Origin of the sequence: Pseudomonas sp. Q2-TVG4-2, assembly GCF_013620795.1 — a bacterium.
Classification (GTDB): Bacteria; Pseudomonadota; Gammaproteobacteria; order Pseudomonadales; family Pseudomonadaceae; genus Stutzerimonas.
In genome coordinates, this window is sequence record NZ_LGLW01000001.1 from 330,474 (window position 1) to 345,733 (window position 15,260).

16 protein-coding genes and 2 pseudogenes are annotated in these 15,260 nt (G+C 60.2%); 11 read left to right on the plus strand and 7 right to left on the minus strand.

The features are described 5' to 3' along the window. Positions 1 to 285 precede the first annotated feature (285 nt). A pseudogene (locus H3028_RS21455) lies at positions 286 to 603 on the plus strand (cold shock domain-containing protein membrane protein); the annotation flags it as partial. A 102-nt stretch (positions 604 to 705) separates the two neighbouring features. Continuing rightward, a pseudogene (locus H3028_RS21165) lies at positions 706 to 915 on the plus strand (cold-shock protein); the annotation flags it as partial. A 63-nt stretch (positions 916 to 978) separates the two neighbouring features. On the opposite strand, the gene H3028_RS01670 reads toward H3028_RS21165, so the two are convergent. Together H3028_RS01670 and H3028_RS01675 are read right to left on the minus strand one after the other, a co-directional pair. Then, complete coding sequence (locus H3028_RS01670; RefSeq protein WP_181295319.1) at positions 979 to 1,185, minus strand: SlyX family protein; 207 nt, start codon at positions 1,183 to 1,185, stop codon at positions 979 to 981. Between the two features lie 4 nt (positions 1,186 to 1,189). Next, positions 1,190 to 1,612, minus strand: coding sequence for an HIT domain-containing protein (locus H3028_RS01675; RefSeq protein ID WP_181295320.1), 423 nt, complete (start codon positions 1,610 to 1,612; stop codon positions 1,190 to 1,192). A 461-nt stretch (positions 1,613 to 2,073) separates the two neighbouring features. Between H3028_RS01675 and H3028_RS01680 the strand changes: the two genes are divergently transcribed. The 4 genes from H3028_RS01680 (at position 2,074) to H3028_RS01695 (ending at position 6,779) form a co-directional block, all read left to right on the plus strand. Then, complete coding sequence (locus tag H3028_RS01680; protein ID WP_181295321.1) at positions 2,074 to 3,360, plus strand: OprD family porin; 1,287 nt, start codon at positions 2,074 to 2,076, stop codon at positions 3,358 to 3,360. A 165-nt stretch (positions 3,361 to 3,525) separates the two neighbouring features. Then, positions 3,526 to 5,241, plus strand: a complete 1,716-nt coding sequence (locus H3028_RS01685; protein WP_181295322.1) for a proline--tRNA ligase — start codon at positions 3,526 to 3,528, stop codon at positions 5,239 to 5,241. Positions 5,242 to 5,249: 8 nt separating this feature from the next. Beyond that, entirely contained in the window at positions 5,250 to 6,197 is a 948-nt protein-coding gene (locus H3028_RS01690) for a hypothetical protein (protein WP_181295323.1), read from the plus strand. A gap of 45 nt (positions 6,198 to 6,242) precedes the next feature. Further along, entirely contained in the window at positions 6,243 to 6,779 is a 537-nt protein-coding gene (locus tag H3028_RS01695) for a transglycosylase SLT domain-containing protein (protein WP_168423196.1), read from the plus strand. A 32-nt stretch (positions 6,780 to 6,811) separates the two neighbouring features. On the opposite strand, the gene H3028_RS01700 is transcribed toward H3028_RS01695, so the two are convergent. Both H3028_RS01700 and H3028_RS01705 read right to left on the minus strand, forming a co-directional pair. Next, positions 6,812 to 7,270: a TlpA disulfide reductase family protein gene (locus H3028_RS01700; RefSeq protein ID WP_181295324.1), complete on the minus strand. Its 459-nt coding sequence runs from the start codon at positions 7,268 to 7,270 to the stop codon at positions 6,812 to 6,814. 35 nt (positions 7,271 to 7,305) lie between these two features. Beyond that, a complete protein-coding gene (locus tag H3028_RS01705) occupies positions 7,306 to 8,526 on the minus strand; it encodes a virulence factor BrkB family protein (protein WP_181295325.1) in 1,221 nt (406 codons plus the stop codon). A 163-nt stretch (positions 8,527 to 8,689) separates the two neighbouring features. On the opposite strand from H3028_RS01705, the gene arsC reads away from it, so the two are divergent. Genes arsC through H3028_RS01720 form a run of 3 tightly spaced genes read left to right on the plus strand, consistent with a single transcriptional unit; the run spans position 8,690 to position 10,048 of the window. Continuing rightward, positions 8,690 to 9,043, plus strand: coding sequence for an arsenate reductase (glutaredoxin) (gene arsC / locus H3028_RS01710; RefSeq protein ID WP_181295326.1), 354 nt, complete (start codon positions 8,690 to 8,692; stop codon positions 9,041 to 9,043). Beyond that, positions 9,040 to 9,645 carry an NAD(P)H:quinone oxidoreductase gene (wrbA, locus tag H3028_RS01715; protein WP_181295327.1) on the plus strand — a complete coding sequence of 202 codons (606 nt, stop codon included), beginning with the start codon at positions 9,040 to 9,042 and terminating at the stop codon, positions 9,643 to 9,645. Before arsC ends, wrbA begins: the two co-directional genes overlap by 4 nt. Next, positions 9,638 to 10,048, plus strand: coding sequence for a DUF2069 domain-containing protein (locus H3028_RS01720; protein WP_181295328.1), 411 nt, complete (start codon positions 9,638 to 9,640; stop codon positions 10,046 to 10,048). Before wrbA ends, H3028_RS01720 begins: the two co-directional genes overlap by 8 nt. Before the next feature lie 117 nt (positions 10,049 to 10,165). On the opposite strand, the gene hda is transcribed toward H3028_RS01720, so the two are convergent. The 3 genes from hda to H3028_RS01735 all read right to left on the minus strand — a co-directional run bounded on the left by hda (position 10,166) and on the right by H3028_RS01735 (position 13,220). Continuing rightward, positions 10,166 to 10,870 carry a DnaA regulatory inactivator Hda gene (gene hda / locus H3028_RS01725; protein WP_181295329.1) on the minus strand — a complete coding sequence of 235 codons (705 nt, stop codon included), beginning with the start codon at positions 10,868 to 10,870 and terminating at the stop codon, positions 10,166 to 10,168. After that, on the minus strand, positions 10,867 to 11,955 hold the full coding sequence (locus H3028_RS01730; RefSeq protein ID WP_181295330.1) for an AI-2E family transporter: 1,089 nt from the start codon (positions 11,953 to 11,955) through the stop codon (positions 10,867 to 10,869). Before H3028_RS01730 ends, hda begins: the two co-directional genes overlap by 4 nt. Before the next feature lie 131 nt (positions 11,956 to 12,086). After that, complete coding sequence (locus H3028_RS01735) at positions 12,087 to 13,220, minus strand: DUF2066 domain-containing protein (RefSeq protein WP_181295331.1); 1,134 nt, start codon at positions 13,218 to 13,220, stop codon at positions 12,087 to 12,089. 329 nt (positions 13,221 to 13,549) lie between these two features. Between H3028_RS01735 and purM the strand changes: the two genes are divergently transcribed. Both purM and purN read left to right on the plus strand, forming a co-directional pair. Then, positions 13,550 to 14,608 (plus strand): phosphoribosylformylglycinamidine cyclo-ligase, encoded by a 1,059-nt coding sequence (gene purM / locus H3028_RS01740; protein WP_181295332.1) that lies wholly within the window; start codon positions 13,550 to 13,552, stop codon positions 14,606 to 14,608. Next, the gene (gene purN, locus H3028_RS01745) at positions 14,608 to 15,255 is read left to right on the plus strand and encodes a phosphoribosylglycinamide formyltransferase (protein ID WP_181295333.1); all 648 of its coding nucleotides are present in this window, start codon (positions 14,608 to 14,610) and stop codon (positions 15,253 to 15,255) included. Before purM ends, purN begins: the two co-directional genes overlap by 1 nt. Positions 15,256 to 15,260: the final 5 nt, after the last annotated feature.

Sequence of the window (15,260 nt, forward strand, 5' to 3'; positions counted from 1 at the left end):
CGAGACAGCCGCCCACGCGACTGTCTCGTCCTTGGGGCCATGAACCAAACACACCTCTGCTGCCCATCAACCTAAAGTTAGCAACCCAAATAGGCTTGCGCCCCGCCTCTTCCCTCACCTGGTCATGGCGTGCCATTTGAGCAGCGCCTTCCTTTACTGTTAAATACGCGCGCGCCGCAGGCTGGGCACCATCAAATACGAGCGATCGCTCTGCCCACGCTCAGCTTCCAATTTTGCCCAACGCCTGCCGCTTTCTATCGTGCTATTTAACTGCGAGTCATATGAATGCTTAAGATCATCCATGTATTAACGGGCGTAGCTGCCTTGGTATTGTCATTCGTACCCAGCCTCACCGGCGCAATGCCGCTTCTGGTACAACCCGAGGCGCTATGCCTGCTCCTTCTCGGTCTGCTGAACGTCCAATTTGCCTCATCTGTGAACCTTGCGGCGAGCGGGCATAACCGCCCAATTCTGCTGGGCGCATCCGCGCTGTTGATTATGGCGGTCGTGATCCAGGCCGCTGTATTGCTGATGCCGATCGCTGCCATTGCAAATCAACCAGCCACTCTTGCCAGCCTTGTGCTCGTCTTTATCTCCGTATTGCTGCAGCTGGCTACAGCTCAATCCAAAGACGTACGCACAACCGATCGCAACCAGCTCTCACATAACCGTAATAGCCAGCCTAAACGCGCGACAGCACCGGCAGCCGGACGCGAGACGGGCACGGTCAAATGGTTCAATACCTCGAAAGGTTTCGGCTTTATTTCGCGCGACAGCGGCGATGATGTCTTCGTCCACTTTCGGGCCATTCGAGGCGAAGGCCACCGGGTGCTGGTAGAAGGTCAACGCGTCGAATTCACCATCATGATGCGCGACAAAGGTCTTCAGGCCGAAGATGTAGTCGCAACCCAATAAGATAGTTAACGCCAAACGCCAGAGCCAAGCTGGCACTGGCGCTCTCGCTCCCGCCGCAGCTTGTCAATAGTGCGGCGGAGGCCCTTCATCCTCCTCTCCACTCATCCTGCTCTGCATATCTTCCTGCCGCCTGGCGAGCAATCCCAGCTGCGCCTGCAGCCGCTCGACCGCACGCTGCTGCGCAACCAGAACATCATTCAACGTCTGAATTGTATCGTCCTGAAAAGCCAGGCGTGCCTCTAGATCGATGATGCGCTGCTCCAGCTCCATTACGTCACTCCACAAAACGAAAATTATCAGTGAGCACCAGCTTCAGCTTCTGCTTGATCGCCTGAACCTGCGTTTCACTATAACGGCTAGCCGGCTGATGCCCCCATACCGGCGCTGGCCAGGCTGCATCGTCCCTGCGCCGAGCGATTACATGCATGTGCAACTGACTCACCATGTTTCCCAGCGTCGCCACGTTCATCTTGTCCGCGCCAAAAATGTCTTTGAGCGTCTCAGCCAGTGCCGTTGCCTCCCGCCAAAGGGCTTGCTGATCAGCAGGGTCCAGCTGAAACAACTCACTGATCTCTTCGCGACGAGGCACAAGGATGAACCAGGGATAGTTGGCATCGTTCATCAGCAGCAACCGACACAGTGGGAAATCACCTAGATTCAGCGTGTCGTGCTCCAGACGCGAATCAAGAACGAACATAGCGGCGCTCCTCATATTTCCAGATAATCAGCGCAGCACAAACCGCGCCTGGTCGTCCCGCGCGAGGATACTCCAAAGCCCCGACACAACAGCAGCCCAAAACGCACCAAACCAGCGCTCGCACGCTCCGAACCAGCCCAGCTTTAGAGCCATCCAGACCTGGAGGCAGGCTAAGATTGCCGCAAAATACGCTCTTTTTCATTCTGAGCACGGTTATTGCTTTGAAGAAAAAAGCATTGAACGAGGGGGGAGAAAAACGGAAATAGCTGGGTTAAGCTTGCTCGCGCTAGTTTACCCAGCTACACAGTAATTCTCGGGATGTACATTCCAGGCTTGCTGCAGGTTTCGACCAGCTAGGCAAACAAGGATTGAATTGAGCTTGTATACCGAAAATAAAAGATGCCTCTTTCCGGCGCACGCAGGAAAGCAAGCACCAATTTGAAACCAAAGGAGCAATCACTATGCAAGTGATGAAGTGGAGCGTAATCGCCATGGCCGTTGCGGCCGGCACGTCGCAGATGGCATTGGCGTCCAGCCAGTCTGAATCGGAAGGCTTCGTTGAAGGCAGCAGCCTGACCATCTTCAACCGCAACCTGTATATGAACCGTGATTTCCGCGACAACGGCGCTGGCGGCACCCCGACTCAGAACGGTCAGAGCTACCGCGAAGAATGGGGCCATGGCTTCATCGGTACCTTCGAGTCCGGCTTTACCCAAGGCACCATCGGCGTAGGTGTTGATGCAATCGGCCTGCTGGGCGTGAAACTGGATACCGGCCGCGACCGTAACGGCAACGGCATCTTTCCGGTAGGTTCGGATGGCCGCGCCCAGGATGACTATTCGGAAGCGGGCGCCGCGGTTAAATTCCGCGTTTCGGATACCGTGCTGAAATACGGCACCCAGTTCGTAGCCCTGCCAGTGTTTTCGACAGACGATGCACGTCTACTTCCAGAAACTGCACGCGGCGCTCTGATCACCAGCAGCGAAATCGAAGGCCTCGAACTGAATGCGGGCCACTTCACTGCGCTGAGCGGCAAGGGTCAAACTGGCCATGACTCCGAAAATCTGGAGGAGATCAACTTCGCCGGTGGTACATATGCGTTCAGCGATAGTCTTAGCACTTCGCTGTACTACTCCGATGTGAAAGATACTTTCCAGAAGATCTACGGCAACGCCAACTACAGCATGGGTCTCGGTGCAGAGCAATCACTGGCCTTTGATTTCAATATCTACCAGAGCGACTACGAGTCGGAGTATACCGGTACCGGTAGCGACGAAGACAACACCATCTGGAGTCTCGCGGGTACTTACGGCATCGATGCGCATAAATTTACCGTTGCCTATCAACAATCCCACGGCGGCTTCAATGGCGTCGGCTATGCGTACGGCCCCGACGCTAACGGCACCGTCTGGCTGGGCAACTCCGTCCAGTACTCCGATTTCAACGGTGAAGACGAGAAGTCCTGGCAAGTACGCTACGACGTCGACATGACCTCCTTCGGCGTTCCGGGCCTGAGCTTCATGACCCGCTACCTGAGCGGCTACGACATCAGCACTCCAACCGGCGAAGGCGAAGAGCGCGAATGGGACGTTGAAGCCAAGTACGTCGTGCAAGACGGGGCCGCCAAGGACCTGTCGCTTCGTCTGCGTCACGCCAGGTACTGGTCCGACACCGACTACGCGCCGATCAACGGTACTGACCTAACCGATCTGCGCCTGATCGTCGAGTATCCGCTGAGCATCCTGTAATACAGGATCATCAGCTATAGCTTGAGCAACACAGGAAGCCCGGCACTCGCCGGGCTTCTTCGTTTACGAGGCAATCGTCCACGTTAACCATTCTGTACGTTACCCTGCGCCCGCCGTACAATGCCGAGCCAAACTTCTCCGCTCTGCAAGGACACAACGGCCCACATGCGCACCAGTCAGTTCCTGCTCTCGACCCTCAAAGAAACGCCTTCCGACGCGGTAGTCATCAGCCATCAGCTGATGCTGCGTGCCGGGATGATTCGCAAGCTGGCTTCAGGTCTCTATACCTGGATGCCGATGGGGCTGCGTGCGCTGCGCAAGGCCGAGGCCATCGTTCGCGACGAGATGAGCAAGGCCGGCGCGCTGGAAGTATTGATGCCCGCGATTCAGCCTGCCGAGCTTTGGCAGGAGTCGGGGCGCTGGGAACAATACGGCCCTGAGCTGCTTCGTCTGAAGGACCGCCATGACCGCGAATTCTGCGTCGGCCCGACCCACGAAGAAGTCATCACCGACCTGGCACGCAACGAGCTGAACAGCTACAAGCAGTTGCCGATCAACTTCTTCCAGATCCAGACCAAATTCCGTGACGAAATCCGCCCACGCTTCGGCCTGATGCGTGGCCGCGAATTTCTCATGAAGGATGCCTACTCGTTTCATGCAGATCCGCAATCGCTGCAGGAAACCTATGACCGCATGCATCAGACCTACTGCAACATCTTCACTCGCCTGGGGTTGAATTTCCGTCCCGTGCAGGCAGATACCGGATCGATCGGCGGTACCAACTCGCATGAGTTCCACGTGCTGGCCGAATCCGGTGAAGACGACATCGCGTTCAGCGATAGCTCCGACTATGCAGCCAACATCGAGAAGGCTGAGGCCATCCCTCGCGAGACTGAGCGTGGCGCCGCCACCGAAGAGCTGCGCCTGGTGGACACGCCGAACTGCAAGACAATTGCCGCACTGGTCGAGCAGTTTCAGCTGCCCATCGAAAAAACCATCAAGACGCTGGTCGTGCATGGTGCCGAGAAAGGCCAGCTGGTTGCACTGGTCGTTCGTGGCGACCATGAACTGAATGAGATCAAAGCGGCGAACCTGGCTCAGGTCGAAAGCCCACTGGTATTCGCGACCGAAGCGGAAATCCGCACCGCCATGGGCGCCGGACCTGGCTCGCTGGGCCCAATGAACTTGCCGATCAGCTGCATCATCGATCGATCGGTCGCACTGATGAGCGACTTCGCCGCGGGAGCGAACCAAGAAGACAAGCATTACTTCGGCGTCAACTGGGAGCGTGACCTGCCGCTGCCGGAAGTTGCCGATTTGCGCAACGTGGTCGCTGGCGATCCGAGCCCCGATGGCGTTGGTACGTTGGTGATCAAGCGCGGCATTGAGGTCGGCCACATCTTCCAGCTCGGCACCAAGTACAGCGAAGCGATGAACTGCAGCGTCATGGGCGAGAACGGCAAGCCGGTCACCCTGGCCATGGGCTGCTACGGCATCGGCGTTTCGCGTGTCGTTGCCGCCGCGATCGAGCAGAACTACGACGACCGCGGCATTCTCTGGCCGGATGCCCTGGCGCCCTTCCAGATCGCACTGATACCAATGAAGTACGAGAACCAGGCCGTGCGCGAGGCAACCGACAGGCTCTACGCAGAGCTCACCGCTGCCGGCTACGACGTGCTGCTTGATGACCGTGACAAAAAGACCAGTCCCGGCGTCAAATTCGCCGATATGGAGTTGGTCGGCATCCCGCACCGCATCGTCATCGGCGATCGCGGGCTTGCGGACGGCACACTGGAATACAAGCATCGTCGCGATGCCGAAAGCCAGGCCATCGCCGCTGCCGACATCCTTGAGTTCATCAATTCGCGCGCCAGCCGCTGACGGAAATCATGCTCAACCGAAGTGCTTCAACCTGCGCCACGCTTTGCGTGGCGCTTTTTGTAGGTGGCTGCGCCAACCAGCTGCCCCAACGCAGCGAACACGAAGCCCGTATCGAGCGCAAGCTGATCGACCACAGCCTGCGCATCGAAGCGGGAGAGCCGTTATTGGAGCTGCCTCAGCGGCGTATTCGGGTCGTCGACCAGAAGACCTTCGAAGTCACCGATTTCGAGGTGACCCGCCGCTATGATCGCTATACCCCGTACCAGGCGTGGCGAGAGCTCTATGAGATTCCATTGGGCGCTGTTGCGGTTGTCGCCGGCATTGGCGCAAACGTACTCAATGTGGCCATGCTCGGCAATCTGCCGGAAAGCGCTACGCGCGATTGGATCAGTTACGGTTTCGCCGGACTCAATCCATTCGTCAACGCCGAGTCCAATGGCCGCTCGCAGCAGAACCTCGCCAGCCTCGACGAACAACGTCGCGATGCCCGCCTCGAGTATTCCAGCCTGCCCTGGGCGGAACGCCCGGTGCAGGTCATTGCTGGCACCGAGACCCACGAACTGAGCACCGATCGCAATGGTGTACTGCGGCTGAATCTGCTCGACGGTCCATTCGCTGATCAGGACATCAGCCAGGTCGGCAGACTCCTGCTGCAGATCGAAGACCCTGAAGACGCGACCCGCGCTGACGCGACGTTGCTGGTCAGCCGCAGTCTGCGCGGAAAGCTGCTCGAAGCCCATGACCTCATCTTCAACGACCTGGAAGGCGACGACGTCAGCCAGTGGGTACATCGGGTCAAGCGCCTCTCAGAGCTTGGACTCGAGGAGGAAGCCAGTGAGCTCGAACAGAGCCTGATCGAGTTGACCCGTAACGATCCCGACCTACAGCAAGAATTCCTTCGCACGCTGATGCAGGACGCTGGCCGTCAGGCCAGCGATCCGGGCGAAGACGACTGAGGCCGCGCCGTGAAGGCCCTCCCCTGGCTGTGGCTGGTGGCATTCATGGCGACCTCGCCAGTCGCTGCGACTGTTCGACAGGCACCGGAACCGGAACTGCGCGAACTGATGCAGCGTACCGTGGCGGAGGCCGAAAGCTTTCAGGATCGGTTTGACGCAGAGGTCTGGCTACTGGATATGTCGACGCGCCTCAAGCGCTATCTCCCCAATCCGCAAGAACGGCTGACACTACTACGGTTGGTGCACCAAGAAGCGAGCAAGGCGGGTCTAAAACCCGACATGGTACTGGCACTGATCCACGCCGAAAGTCACTTCGACCGCTTCGCCATTTCCAGCGTCGGCGCGCAGGGCATGATGCAAGTGATGCCGTTCTGGAAGGCGGAACTGGGGCGCCCGCAGGACAACCTCACCGACAACGCAACCAATCTGCGCTATGGATGCACGATCCTCAGCTATTACCTGAAGAAGGAAAACGGCGATATCAATCGTGCATTGGCGCGCTATAACGGCAGCCTCGGCAAGCATCGTTACCCGGCGAAGGTCATCGGTCTCTGGCAGGATTTCTGGTACGTAAAACCCTGAGATCCGCCGCAGCACTCGCCGGCATTGCTCTGCTATTGCTGCCGTAGTTTCTCCAGACGAGCGAGCAATCCCTCCGCGGTCTGCTCGCCAACCAGACTCTCCCGCACCTTCCCGGTAGCATCCACGATGTAAGTTACAGGCAACACTGCACTGCGCGACAGATCCAAGCGCTCTGCCGGATCGACGCTGAGCACCCTGAACCCGATCCCCAGCGCTTCGGCCGCCGTGATCAGCTCATCGCCCTGAAGCCCGTCGAAATTCACCCCGAGTACGGTGACGTCATCTCTCGATTGGTCCAGCGCGTTCAGCTCAGGAATTTCGGTCCGGCAGGGGCCACACCACTCTGCCCAGTAATTGACCAACACCCATTGATCTTCGAGTTGCCGCGCCGTAACAGCTTCGCCGTGCTGGTCGGGTCCCCAATCTTCTGCACAGCCCGCCAACGCCAGGCTGGCGAGCAAACCGAGCAGCCCAACAGATCGCTTGATCATCTTCGTTCCCTTGCAATGCCGAGTATCGGCTCGTTTCATACCCGCCGCGCCTGCAACCAATCTGCGACACTCCCCCCGAACAGGCTGGCCTGCTCTTTGTTCAGTAACTCCATGGATTGGCGCAGTGTCGGATACCAGGGCTCGTCCAGATGCTCCGGCAGCGCCTGCCTGCCCGAGAGTGGCCAGGGATTGCAGCGCAACAATTCATCGAAGCTGTAATGGTTGAGATCGCGGCACAACACCCAGCCTGACGATCCCGTCCGGCAAACGAGCTGCTCCCGCTCGAAGAATTCAAGGATCTCGTCCCATTCGTCTTCAGGCAGCTCCCAGCCGCTTCGATGGGCGTCGCGCAAGCGTACCTCACGCCCTGCCTGCTGGTTTTCGTAAAGAACCCTTAACAACCCGAGCATCACCAGCAGACGCGGAACCGAGCGACGCCGCCATCGCTGCGACGAAGACAGCCCGCACACCAGCTCGGCACCGAACAGCACTATCATCCAGGAAAGGTACACCCAGAGCAGAAACAGCGGTACCGCGGCGAAGGCGCCGTAGATGAGCTGATAGCTTGGAAAGTAGCTGACATACAAGCCGAACAGTTGCTTGGCCGCTTCGAACAGAACCGCGGTGAAAACACCGCCGACGATAGCGTGCCGCAGCGGCACCCGAGTATTCGGTACGGCGGCGTAGATCAGCGTGAACGCCGCGACACTGAGCACCAGCGGCATCGCCTTGAGTACAGTGCGGGCACCGATCAGCGCATGCGGGCCTGAAATCAGCGATAAGGAGGTGATGTATGTGCTCATGGCAAAGCCCGCGCCCAGCAACAACGGTCCGAGGCTGAGGATCGCCCAGTAGAGCAGAAAGCTCGAGATTCCGCGGCGCGGTTGGCGCACTCGCCAGATCACGTTAAAGGCTTTTTCAATAGTCAGGAGCATCATCAGGGCCGTTGCCATCAAAAACCCCACGCCGAACCAAGTGAGCTGGCGTGCCTGATCGGTGAAGGCGACCAGATATTGCTGAATGGTTGCACCCGTGGATGGGATGAAGTTGCTGAAGATATACATCTGGATCTGCTCGCCGATGCCTTGAAACGCCGGAATGGCGGAGAGCATGGCGAAGGTCACCGTCATCATCGGCACCACCGCGAACAGCGTGGTATAGGTCAATGCAGCAGCGCTGTGTGGGCCGCGGTCCGCCAGAAAGCGTTGCACCAGGAAGCGGCCAAACTCGGTGAAATCCTTGATCCGTTGCTGCATTCCATCCCCTCGGTGCCCACCGCAATCGTCAGAACCCGCTTGTTCACAGGCTTGGTCGCAAGCGAAAGCCTACCTTGGCAGACAGCCATCCGCGACCGGCGTTTCAGGCCTCGCTGCATTGAAGGTTAGAATGGCCACCTCCACTGGCGCGAAGCAATCACAAATGACCGAACTGACCCTTTACCACAATCCACGCTGCTCGAAGTCACGCGGCGCACTGGAGCTACTCGAACAGCGCGGCCTGAACCCTACCGTCATTCGCTATCTGGAGACACCTCCTTCAGCCGCCGAACTCAAGCAAATCCTCACTCGCCTGGGCATCAGCCCGCGGCAGTTGCTGCGCAGTGGCGAAGAGGAATACAAGACGCTCAACCTGACCGACCCATCCCTGACCGATGCCGAAATCATCGAGGCGATGATCACTCACCCCAAACTGATCGAGCGCCCCATTCTGGTTGCCGGTGATGTTGCGGTGGTTGGCCGTCCACCCGAGAAGGTACTGGAGATCCTGCCATGAGCGCGCCGTACGTCCTGGTGCTGTACTACAGCCGCCACGGTGCCACTGCCGAGATGGCGCGGCAGATTGCTCGCGGTGTCGAGCAGACCGGCCTCGAGGCGCGACTGCGCACCGTGCCAGCAGTGTCCACCGAGTGCGAAGCGGTAGCGCCTGCCATTCCAGAGCAAGGCGCGGTCTACGCAACCCTCGATGACCTGAGGAACTGTTCCGGCCTGGCACTTGGCAGCCCGACCCGCTTCGGCAACATGGCCGCCCCACTGAAATACTTTCTCGACGGCACAAGCGGGCTCTGGCTGACCGGCGAGCTGGTAGGCAAACCCGCCGGCGTATTTACCTCGACTTCCAGCCTGCATGGCGGGCAGGAATCGACGCTGCTATCCATGCTGCTGCCCCTGCTGCACCACGGAATGCTGGTGCTCGGCCTTCCCTACAGCGAGAACGCCTTGCTAGAGACCCGAGGCGGCGGCACACCCTACGGCCCCAGCCACCATGCGGGCGCAGACGGTAAGCGTCTGCTGGATGAGCATGAAATCAGCCTCTGCCGCGCACTGGGCCAACGCCTCGCGCAAACCGCCAAGCGTTTGGAGAATGCCCGTGGCTAGAAAGCCCAAACCGCTCCCGTCTCTGGAATGGCTGACGCCCCGAGTGAAACTCAGCCGGTCGATCAGCCTGGCCAGCTTTATCGGCCTCGCCGCCCTGCTCGTCGTCTGGAACCTGGCATTCGCCGACCTGCACGGTGCGCGTACCTGGGTGGTGGTCTGCATTCAGCTGATTCCGCTGCTTCTGGTCGCGCCAGGCATGATCTCTGGCAGCCCACGCGCCCATGCCTGGACCTGCTTCATCGTCAATCTGTACTTCATTCAGGGCGTGCTCGCCGCGATCAACCCGGCCCGGATGGTTTACGGCTGGCTGGAAGCGATCATCAGCCTGACGCTGTTCATCAGCGCCCTGCTCTATACCCGCTGGGCTTATCAGTACGAGCGCAAAGCAGCAGGCGAGAGTTGAGGCAGGCCTGGAATTGAAATGAGGCGTCGCTCGGGCGCCTGCTCAGGTATCGGAGGGCTAAAGCCCACCGACTGGCGGCCTTGGTCGATCGACGGAGCTAGCCCAGCAGCCGGACCCTTACCAGCCGAGCGTTTCCTTGAGAAAGGGGATGGTCAGCTTGCGCTGTGCCTGCAACGACGCCTGATCGAGCCGATCGAGCAGTTCGAACAGCGCACTCATGTCGCGCGCGCCGCGAGTGAGGATGAAGCGACCGACATCATCCGGCAGGTTCAAACCACGGCGCGACGCGCGAAGCTGCAGCGCGCGCAGCTTGTCCTCATCGGACAGCTCCTGCAGCTGAAATACCAGCGAGAGGCTCAAGCGCGACTTGAGGTCCGGCAGCTGCACAGCGATTTCCCTCGGCGAGGCATCGGCGGCGAGCAGCAGCCGTCGGCCGCTATCGCGCAGCCGATTGAACAGGTGAAAGAGCGCCTCTTCCCATACCGGATCGCCGGCCACGGCATCCAGGTCATCCAGACAGACCAGCTCGCTCTGTTCCAAGTTGTCCAGTAGCGCTGGTCCGTACTCGGCAACCTCTGCCAATGGCAAATACACCGCCAGTTCGCCTCGCTGCTCGACGCGCAAACAGGCAGCCTGCAGCAGATGACTGCGCCCGACGCCGGTATTACCCCAGAGGTAGATCAACTCGTCGGACCAACCGGCCTCCGGCGAGCAGACACGCTCGACGTAGCCCAGCGCAGCGGCATTGGCGCCCGGATAGAAGTTGACGAAAGTGGCATCGTCACGAAGGCGAATGCCCAGGGGGAGCTGAATGGGTTTCATGATTGGCGAGGTGGGTCGACCGGCGGCTCTGCGTAAAGGTCGGAGAGTTTATAGAGATCATGCACGTGGCGCAGCAGAACCATGATCACAGCCGCCACCGGCAACGCCAATAACACGCCGGTGAAACCAAACAACTGACCGCCAGCCAACACCGCGAAGATCACTGCAACCGGGTGCAGACCGATCCGATCGCCCACCAACAACGGCGTCAACAGCATGCCTTCGAGCATCTGCCCGACCGTGAATACCGCCGCAACGCCCAGCAATGGATAGGGCTCGAGGCCGAACTGGAACAGCACCGCAACCACTGCCGCACCGATGCCTACCACGAAGCCCATGTAGGGCACGATACTGGCGAGGCCGGCCAGCACGCCGATCAACAGGCCCAGCTCGACGCCGAGCAACATCAAGCCGACCGAATAGACCACGGCCAGCGCCAGCATCACCAGTAACTGCCCGCGCAGGAAGGCACCGATGACCTCATGACATTCGCGCATCAATGCCATGACGGTTTCCTCGCGCCGTCGCGGCAACAATGCCCGCAGCTTGGCCATGATCAGATCCCAGTCCCGCAGCAGATAGAAGCACACCACCGGCACCAGCAGGAGATTCGCCAGCCAGGCCAGCAAGGCAATACTCGACGCTGTCGCCTGGCTGAGGATGATCGCCACCACATCCTTGGTGCTGCCGAGATTGGCGGAAAATGCGCTTTTGATCTGATCGAAGCGCCAGAAGTCGTCGTCGAGGCCGAACTGCGCCTGCACCCAGGGCAACGCCGTTACCTGCAGCCAATCAAGCCCCTGCGGCGCCAACTGATACAGGTGCATCAGCTGCTTGCCAAGCATGGGCACCAGCACCAGTAGCAATAACAGACACAACAGAATGAACAGCGTGAATACGAAAATTACGCCCCAGGTGCGCGACAGCTTCCAGCGCTCCAGCCGGTCAACAAGGGGGTCGCCCAGATAGGCCAACAAAATGCCCACCAGAAAGGGCGATAGGATCGGCGAAAGCTGATAGACCAGCCAGCCAAGCAGTAAGAGCGCCGCCAGCCAGAGCCAGCGGTTGGTGTGAGTGATGCTCATGGTCAGGACGCCTTGTTCCGGTTGATTCGATGCCGCATGGCTTCTGCAGGCGAAAGGAAGGTTACGAACCGAAGAGCATCGCTAGCTGCGGCACTCGTTTTGCCCGCCGCCGCCAGCGATCGGCCATACCGCTACCAGCGGAAGCGCAGCACCTCGCCTTGATCTTCTGGCGGGGACTGTTCGGCTGCAGGCGGACCCGGCTCCTCGAGCGGTGCCTCGGCATCGATCGGTTGCGCATCGTCTGCGGCTGCCAGCACCGCAGTATCAGCGGGCTGCGTACCGACGCGCTCGGCCGGAGCCTGATTATCGAGTGGCTGCGCATCGATTTCATCGGCCGGCACTTCCTGAAGGCGCGCCAGAGCCAACTGTGCCCGCAGTTGCTCAGGGCTGGCATTGAGGCGATACACCAACCGATCGCTTTCGACTCGCTGCAAGCGAGCACCGAACGGTTCGAGCAGGCGATCCAGTTCGGCAAAGCGCTCAACATCAGCGCCCAGGACCTCAAGGGTAATCTCGGACATCTCACCCGGCGCGATGCGGTATTGCGGTGCAAGGAAGGTGCTAACGGCCAGCATCACCTCGTCTGCGACGGCGGCGCGGCTATCGCCGCTCGCCTTGCCCTGCGCCTGCTTGTCACCAAGCCAGAGCCGCCAGCTGGCCTCCCAGGTTTCACCTGATTGCCTCGCCAGTACTGCCAGCAGCCCATCGGCATCGTAACGTTCCGAGACATCACGGAGCGCCTGGGGCTCATTCGCCGTCACAGTCTCGGCAGTGGTTGCGAGCTGCTCACTCAGATCGGCCAACGGCAAACGCAACGGCAAGCCCCTATGTTGGGCCGCCGCACGCAGGTCGGACGAGCCTTCCTGCGCATCACCGACGAGCTGAGAGCCGTTGACCGATTCGCTCAGCCACCAGGTCAGGATGCTCGGGCGATCCACTCCCCATAAAGACAGCCCGGCGGACCGCAGGGCACGCTCGGTGGTGACCGGGTCGAAGCTGACCACGACCGCATCGTCTTCATAGCCGTATCGGCTGACGAGTTGCTGGGGATCCGCGCGCAACTGCGAAACCCGATCAGACTCGGCCTCACCCGTCAGGCGCAGCACCAGCGTATCGAATGCCTTGCGCAGCGCCTCTTCACGCGCCTCGGGCTGTTGGCTCGCGACCGGCTCTCGCACCTTGTACAGATCGTTGAGAGGTGCCGCCATGGCGTGGACGGAAACGACCGCGCAGCACAGAATCAAAAGACGGGAGATAAGGCGCATGGAGATACTCGCTGGCTGGCCAGTCACGGGGGGAGCCAGCCGGTCGCGCGACGACGACCGGGCTCGGCCACGGGGAATCAAGCGCTATACCTTAAACAGGCGTCTGGAGCGGGGCAACCGTCGCACTTGTGAGTTGCGCCTCCGGCAACAAAAATCTGGGCGGTGTGCACCGAGGTTTTGCTCTGTGATCCGCACGCGGGATGGTCGCTATCCGGCAAGCCTGATAAAATCGCGCGCTTTCCGCAGACCGGTCCGGCGCCTTCGCCACGTCGAGACAACCGCCTCGTCGCACCGGTCGCCCCGCACTCTCTTCACAGGTCCGGATCTCTATGAGCAAGCAACCCTCCATCAGCTACAAGGACGCCGGGGTCGACATCGACGCAGGCGAAGCGCTGGTCGAACGCATCAAGGGCGTGGCCAAGCGCACTGCGCGTCCTGAAGTCATGGGCGGCCTGGGCGGCTTCGGCGCGCTCTGCGAAATTCCAGCCGGCTACAAGCAGCCGGTATTGGTGTCCGGCACTGATGGTGTTGGTACCAAGCTGCGTCTGGCGCTGAATCTGAACAAGCACGACAGTATTGGCCAGGACCTGGTGGCCATGTGCGTCAACGACCTGGTGGTCTGTGGTGCTGAGCCGCTGTTTTTCCTCGACTATTACGCCACCGGCAAACTCAATGTGGATATCGCCGCCACCGTCGTCACCGGCATCGGCGCGGGCTGCGAACTGGCCGGCTGCTCGCTTGTGGGCGGCGAGACCGCCGAGATGCCTGGAATGTACGAAGGCGAAGATTACGACCTCGCCGGTTTCTGTGTCGGCGTAGTGGAGAAGAGCGAGATCATCGACGGCTCGAAAGTGACCGCCGGCGATGCGTTGATTGCCCTGCCCTCCTCCGGCCCGCACTCCAACGGCTATTCGTTGATCCGCAAGATTATCGAAGTGGCCGGTGCCGATATCGAGAGCACTCAACTCGAAGGCAAGCCGCTCACCGAACTGCTGATGGCGCCGACCCGCATCTACGTCAAGCCGCTGCTCAAACTGATCAAGGACACCAGCGCGGTGAAGGCCATGGCACACATCACCGGTGGCGGTCTGCTGGACAATATTCCGCGAGTACTGCCTGAAGGCAGCCAGGCGGTCATCAATGTCGCCAGCTGGCAACGTCCGGCGGTCTTCGACTGGCTGCAGCAGCAGGGCAACGTCGACGAGCACGAAATGCACCGCGTGCTGAACTGTGGCGTCGGCATGGTCATCTGCGTCGCCCAGGACCAGGTCGAGACCGTCCTCGACAATCTGCGCGGCTCCGGTGAAAAGCCTTGGGTGATCGGTCAGATCGCAGCGGCTAGCGAAGGTGCCGAGCGCGTCGCACTGAATAACCTGAAAAGCCATTGATGAGTGCGGCCTGCAACGTCGTAGTACTGATATCGGGGTCCGGCAGCAACCTGCAGGCCCTGATCGACAGCCTCGGCGCGGACAACCCGGTGCGCATCTGCGCGGTTGTTTCGAATCGCGCCGACGCCTTCGGCCTGCAGCGTGCGCAAGCTGCCGGGATCGCCACTCACGTGGTGCAGCACAAGGATTTCGCCGACCGGGAGGCCTTCGACGCTGCGTTAATGGAGCTCATCGATACGCATCAACCAGAGCTGGTGGTACTGGCCGGCTTCATGCGAATCCTCACATCAGGCTTCGTTCGCCACTACCAAGGCCGTTTGCTCAACATCCACCCGTCCCTGCTGCCGAAATACAAGGGCCTCGACACCCATCGTCGCGCACTGGAAGCAGGCGATCAAGAGCATGGCTGCAGCGTGCATTTCGTCACTGAAGAGCTCGATGGCGGCCCCGTGGCCATACAGGCTGCCTTCACCGTCGAGGCCGATGAGCGCATCGACAAGCTCACCGATCGGGTGCACGCCGCCGAGCACATCATCTATCCGCTGGCCGTCCGCTGGTTCGCCGAAGGCCGCTTGCGCCTTGCCGAGCAAGGCGCGATGCTGGACGGAATCCTGTTGCCGGCTACCGGCCATCTGTTACGAATCTAGGAGAT

What these genes read in the sequence shown, in the direction of transcription:
- purN (WP_181295333.1), top strand. Translation starts at nt 14,608, where the DNA reads ATGAGTGCGGCCTGCAACGTCGTAGTACTGATATCGGGGTCCGGCAGC.
- arsC (WP_181295326.1), top strand. Translation starts at nt 8,690, where the DNA reads ATGACCGAACTGACCCTTTACCACAATCCACGCTGCTCGAAGTCACGC.
- H3028_RS01700 (WP_181295324.1), bottom strand. Translation starts at nt 7,270, where the DNA reads ATGATCAAGCGATCTGTTGGGCTGCTCGGTTTGCTCGCCAGCCTGGCG.
- hda (WP_181295329.1), bottom strand. Translation starts at nt 10,870, where the DNA reads ATGAAACCCATTCAGCTCCCCCTGGGCATTCGCCTTCGTGACGATGCC.
- H3028_RS01735 (WP_181295331.1), bottom strand. Translation starts at nt 13,220, where the DNA reads ATGCGCCTTATCTCCCGTCTTTTGATTCTGTGCTGCGCGGTCGTTTCC.
- H3028_RS01695 (WP_168423196.1), top strand. Translation starts at nt 6,243, where the DNA reads ATGGCGACCTCGCCAGTCGCTGCGACTGTTCGACAGGCACCGGAACCG.
- wrbA (WP_181295327.1), top strand. Translation starts at nt 9,040, where the DNA reads ATGAGCGCGCCGTACGTCCTGGTGCTGTACTACAGCCGCCACGGTGCC.
- H3028_RS01730 (WP_181295330.1), bottom strand. Translation starts at nt 11,955, where the DNA reads ATGAGCATCACTCACACCAACCGCTGGCTCTGGCTGGCGGCGCTCTTA.
- H3028_RS01685 (WP_181295322.1), top strand. Translation starts at nt 3,526, where the DNA reads ATGCGCACCAGTCAGTTCCTGCTCTCGACCCTCAAAGAAACGCCTTCC.
- H3028_RS01705 (WP_181295325.1), bottom strand. Translation starts at nt 8,526, where the DNA reads ATGCAGCAACGGATCAAGGATTTCACCGAGTTTGGCCGCTTCCTGGTG.
- purM (WP_181295332.1), top strand. Translation starts at nt 13,550, where the DNA reads ATGAGCAAGCAACCCTCCATCAGCTACAAGGACGCCGGGGTCGACATC.
- H3028_RS01670 (WP_181295319.1), bottom strand. Translation starts at nt 1,185, where the DNA reads ATGGAGCTGGAGCAGCGCATCATCGATCTAGAGGCACGCCTGGCTTTT.
- H3028_RS01675 (WP_181295320.1), bottom strand. Translation starts at nt 1,612, where the DNA reads ATGTTCGTTCTTGATTCGCGTCTGGAGCACGACACGCTGAATCTAGGT.
- H3028_RS01680 (WP_181295321.1), top strand. Translation starts at nt 2,074, where the DNA reads ATGCAAGTGATGAAGTGGAGCGTAATCGCCATGGCCGTTGCGGCCGGC.
- H3028_RS01690 (WP_181295323.1), top strand. Translation starts at nt 5,250, where the DNA reads ATGCTCAACCGAAGTGCTTCAACCTGCGCCACGCTTTGCGTGGCGCTT.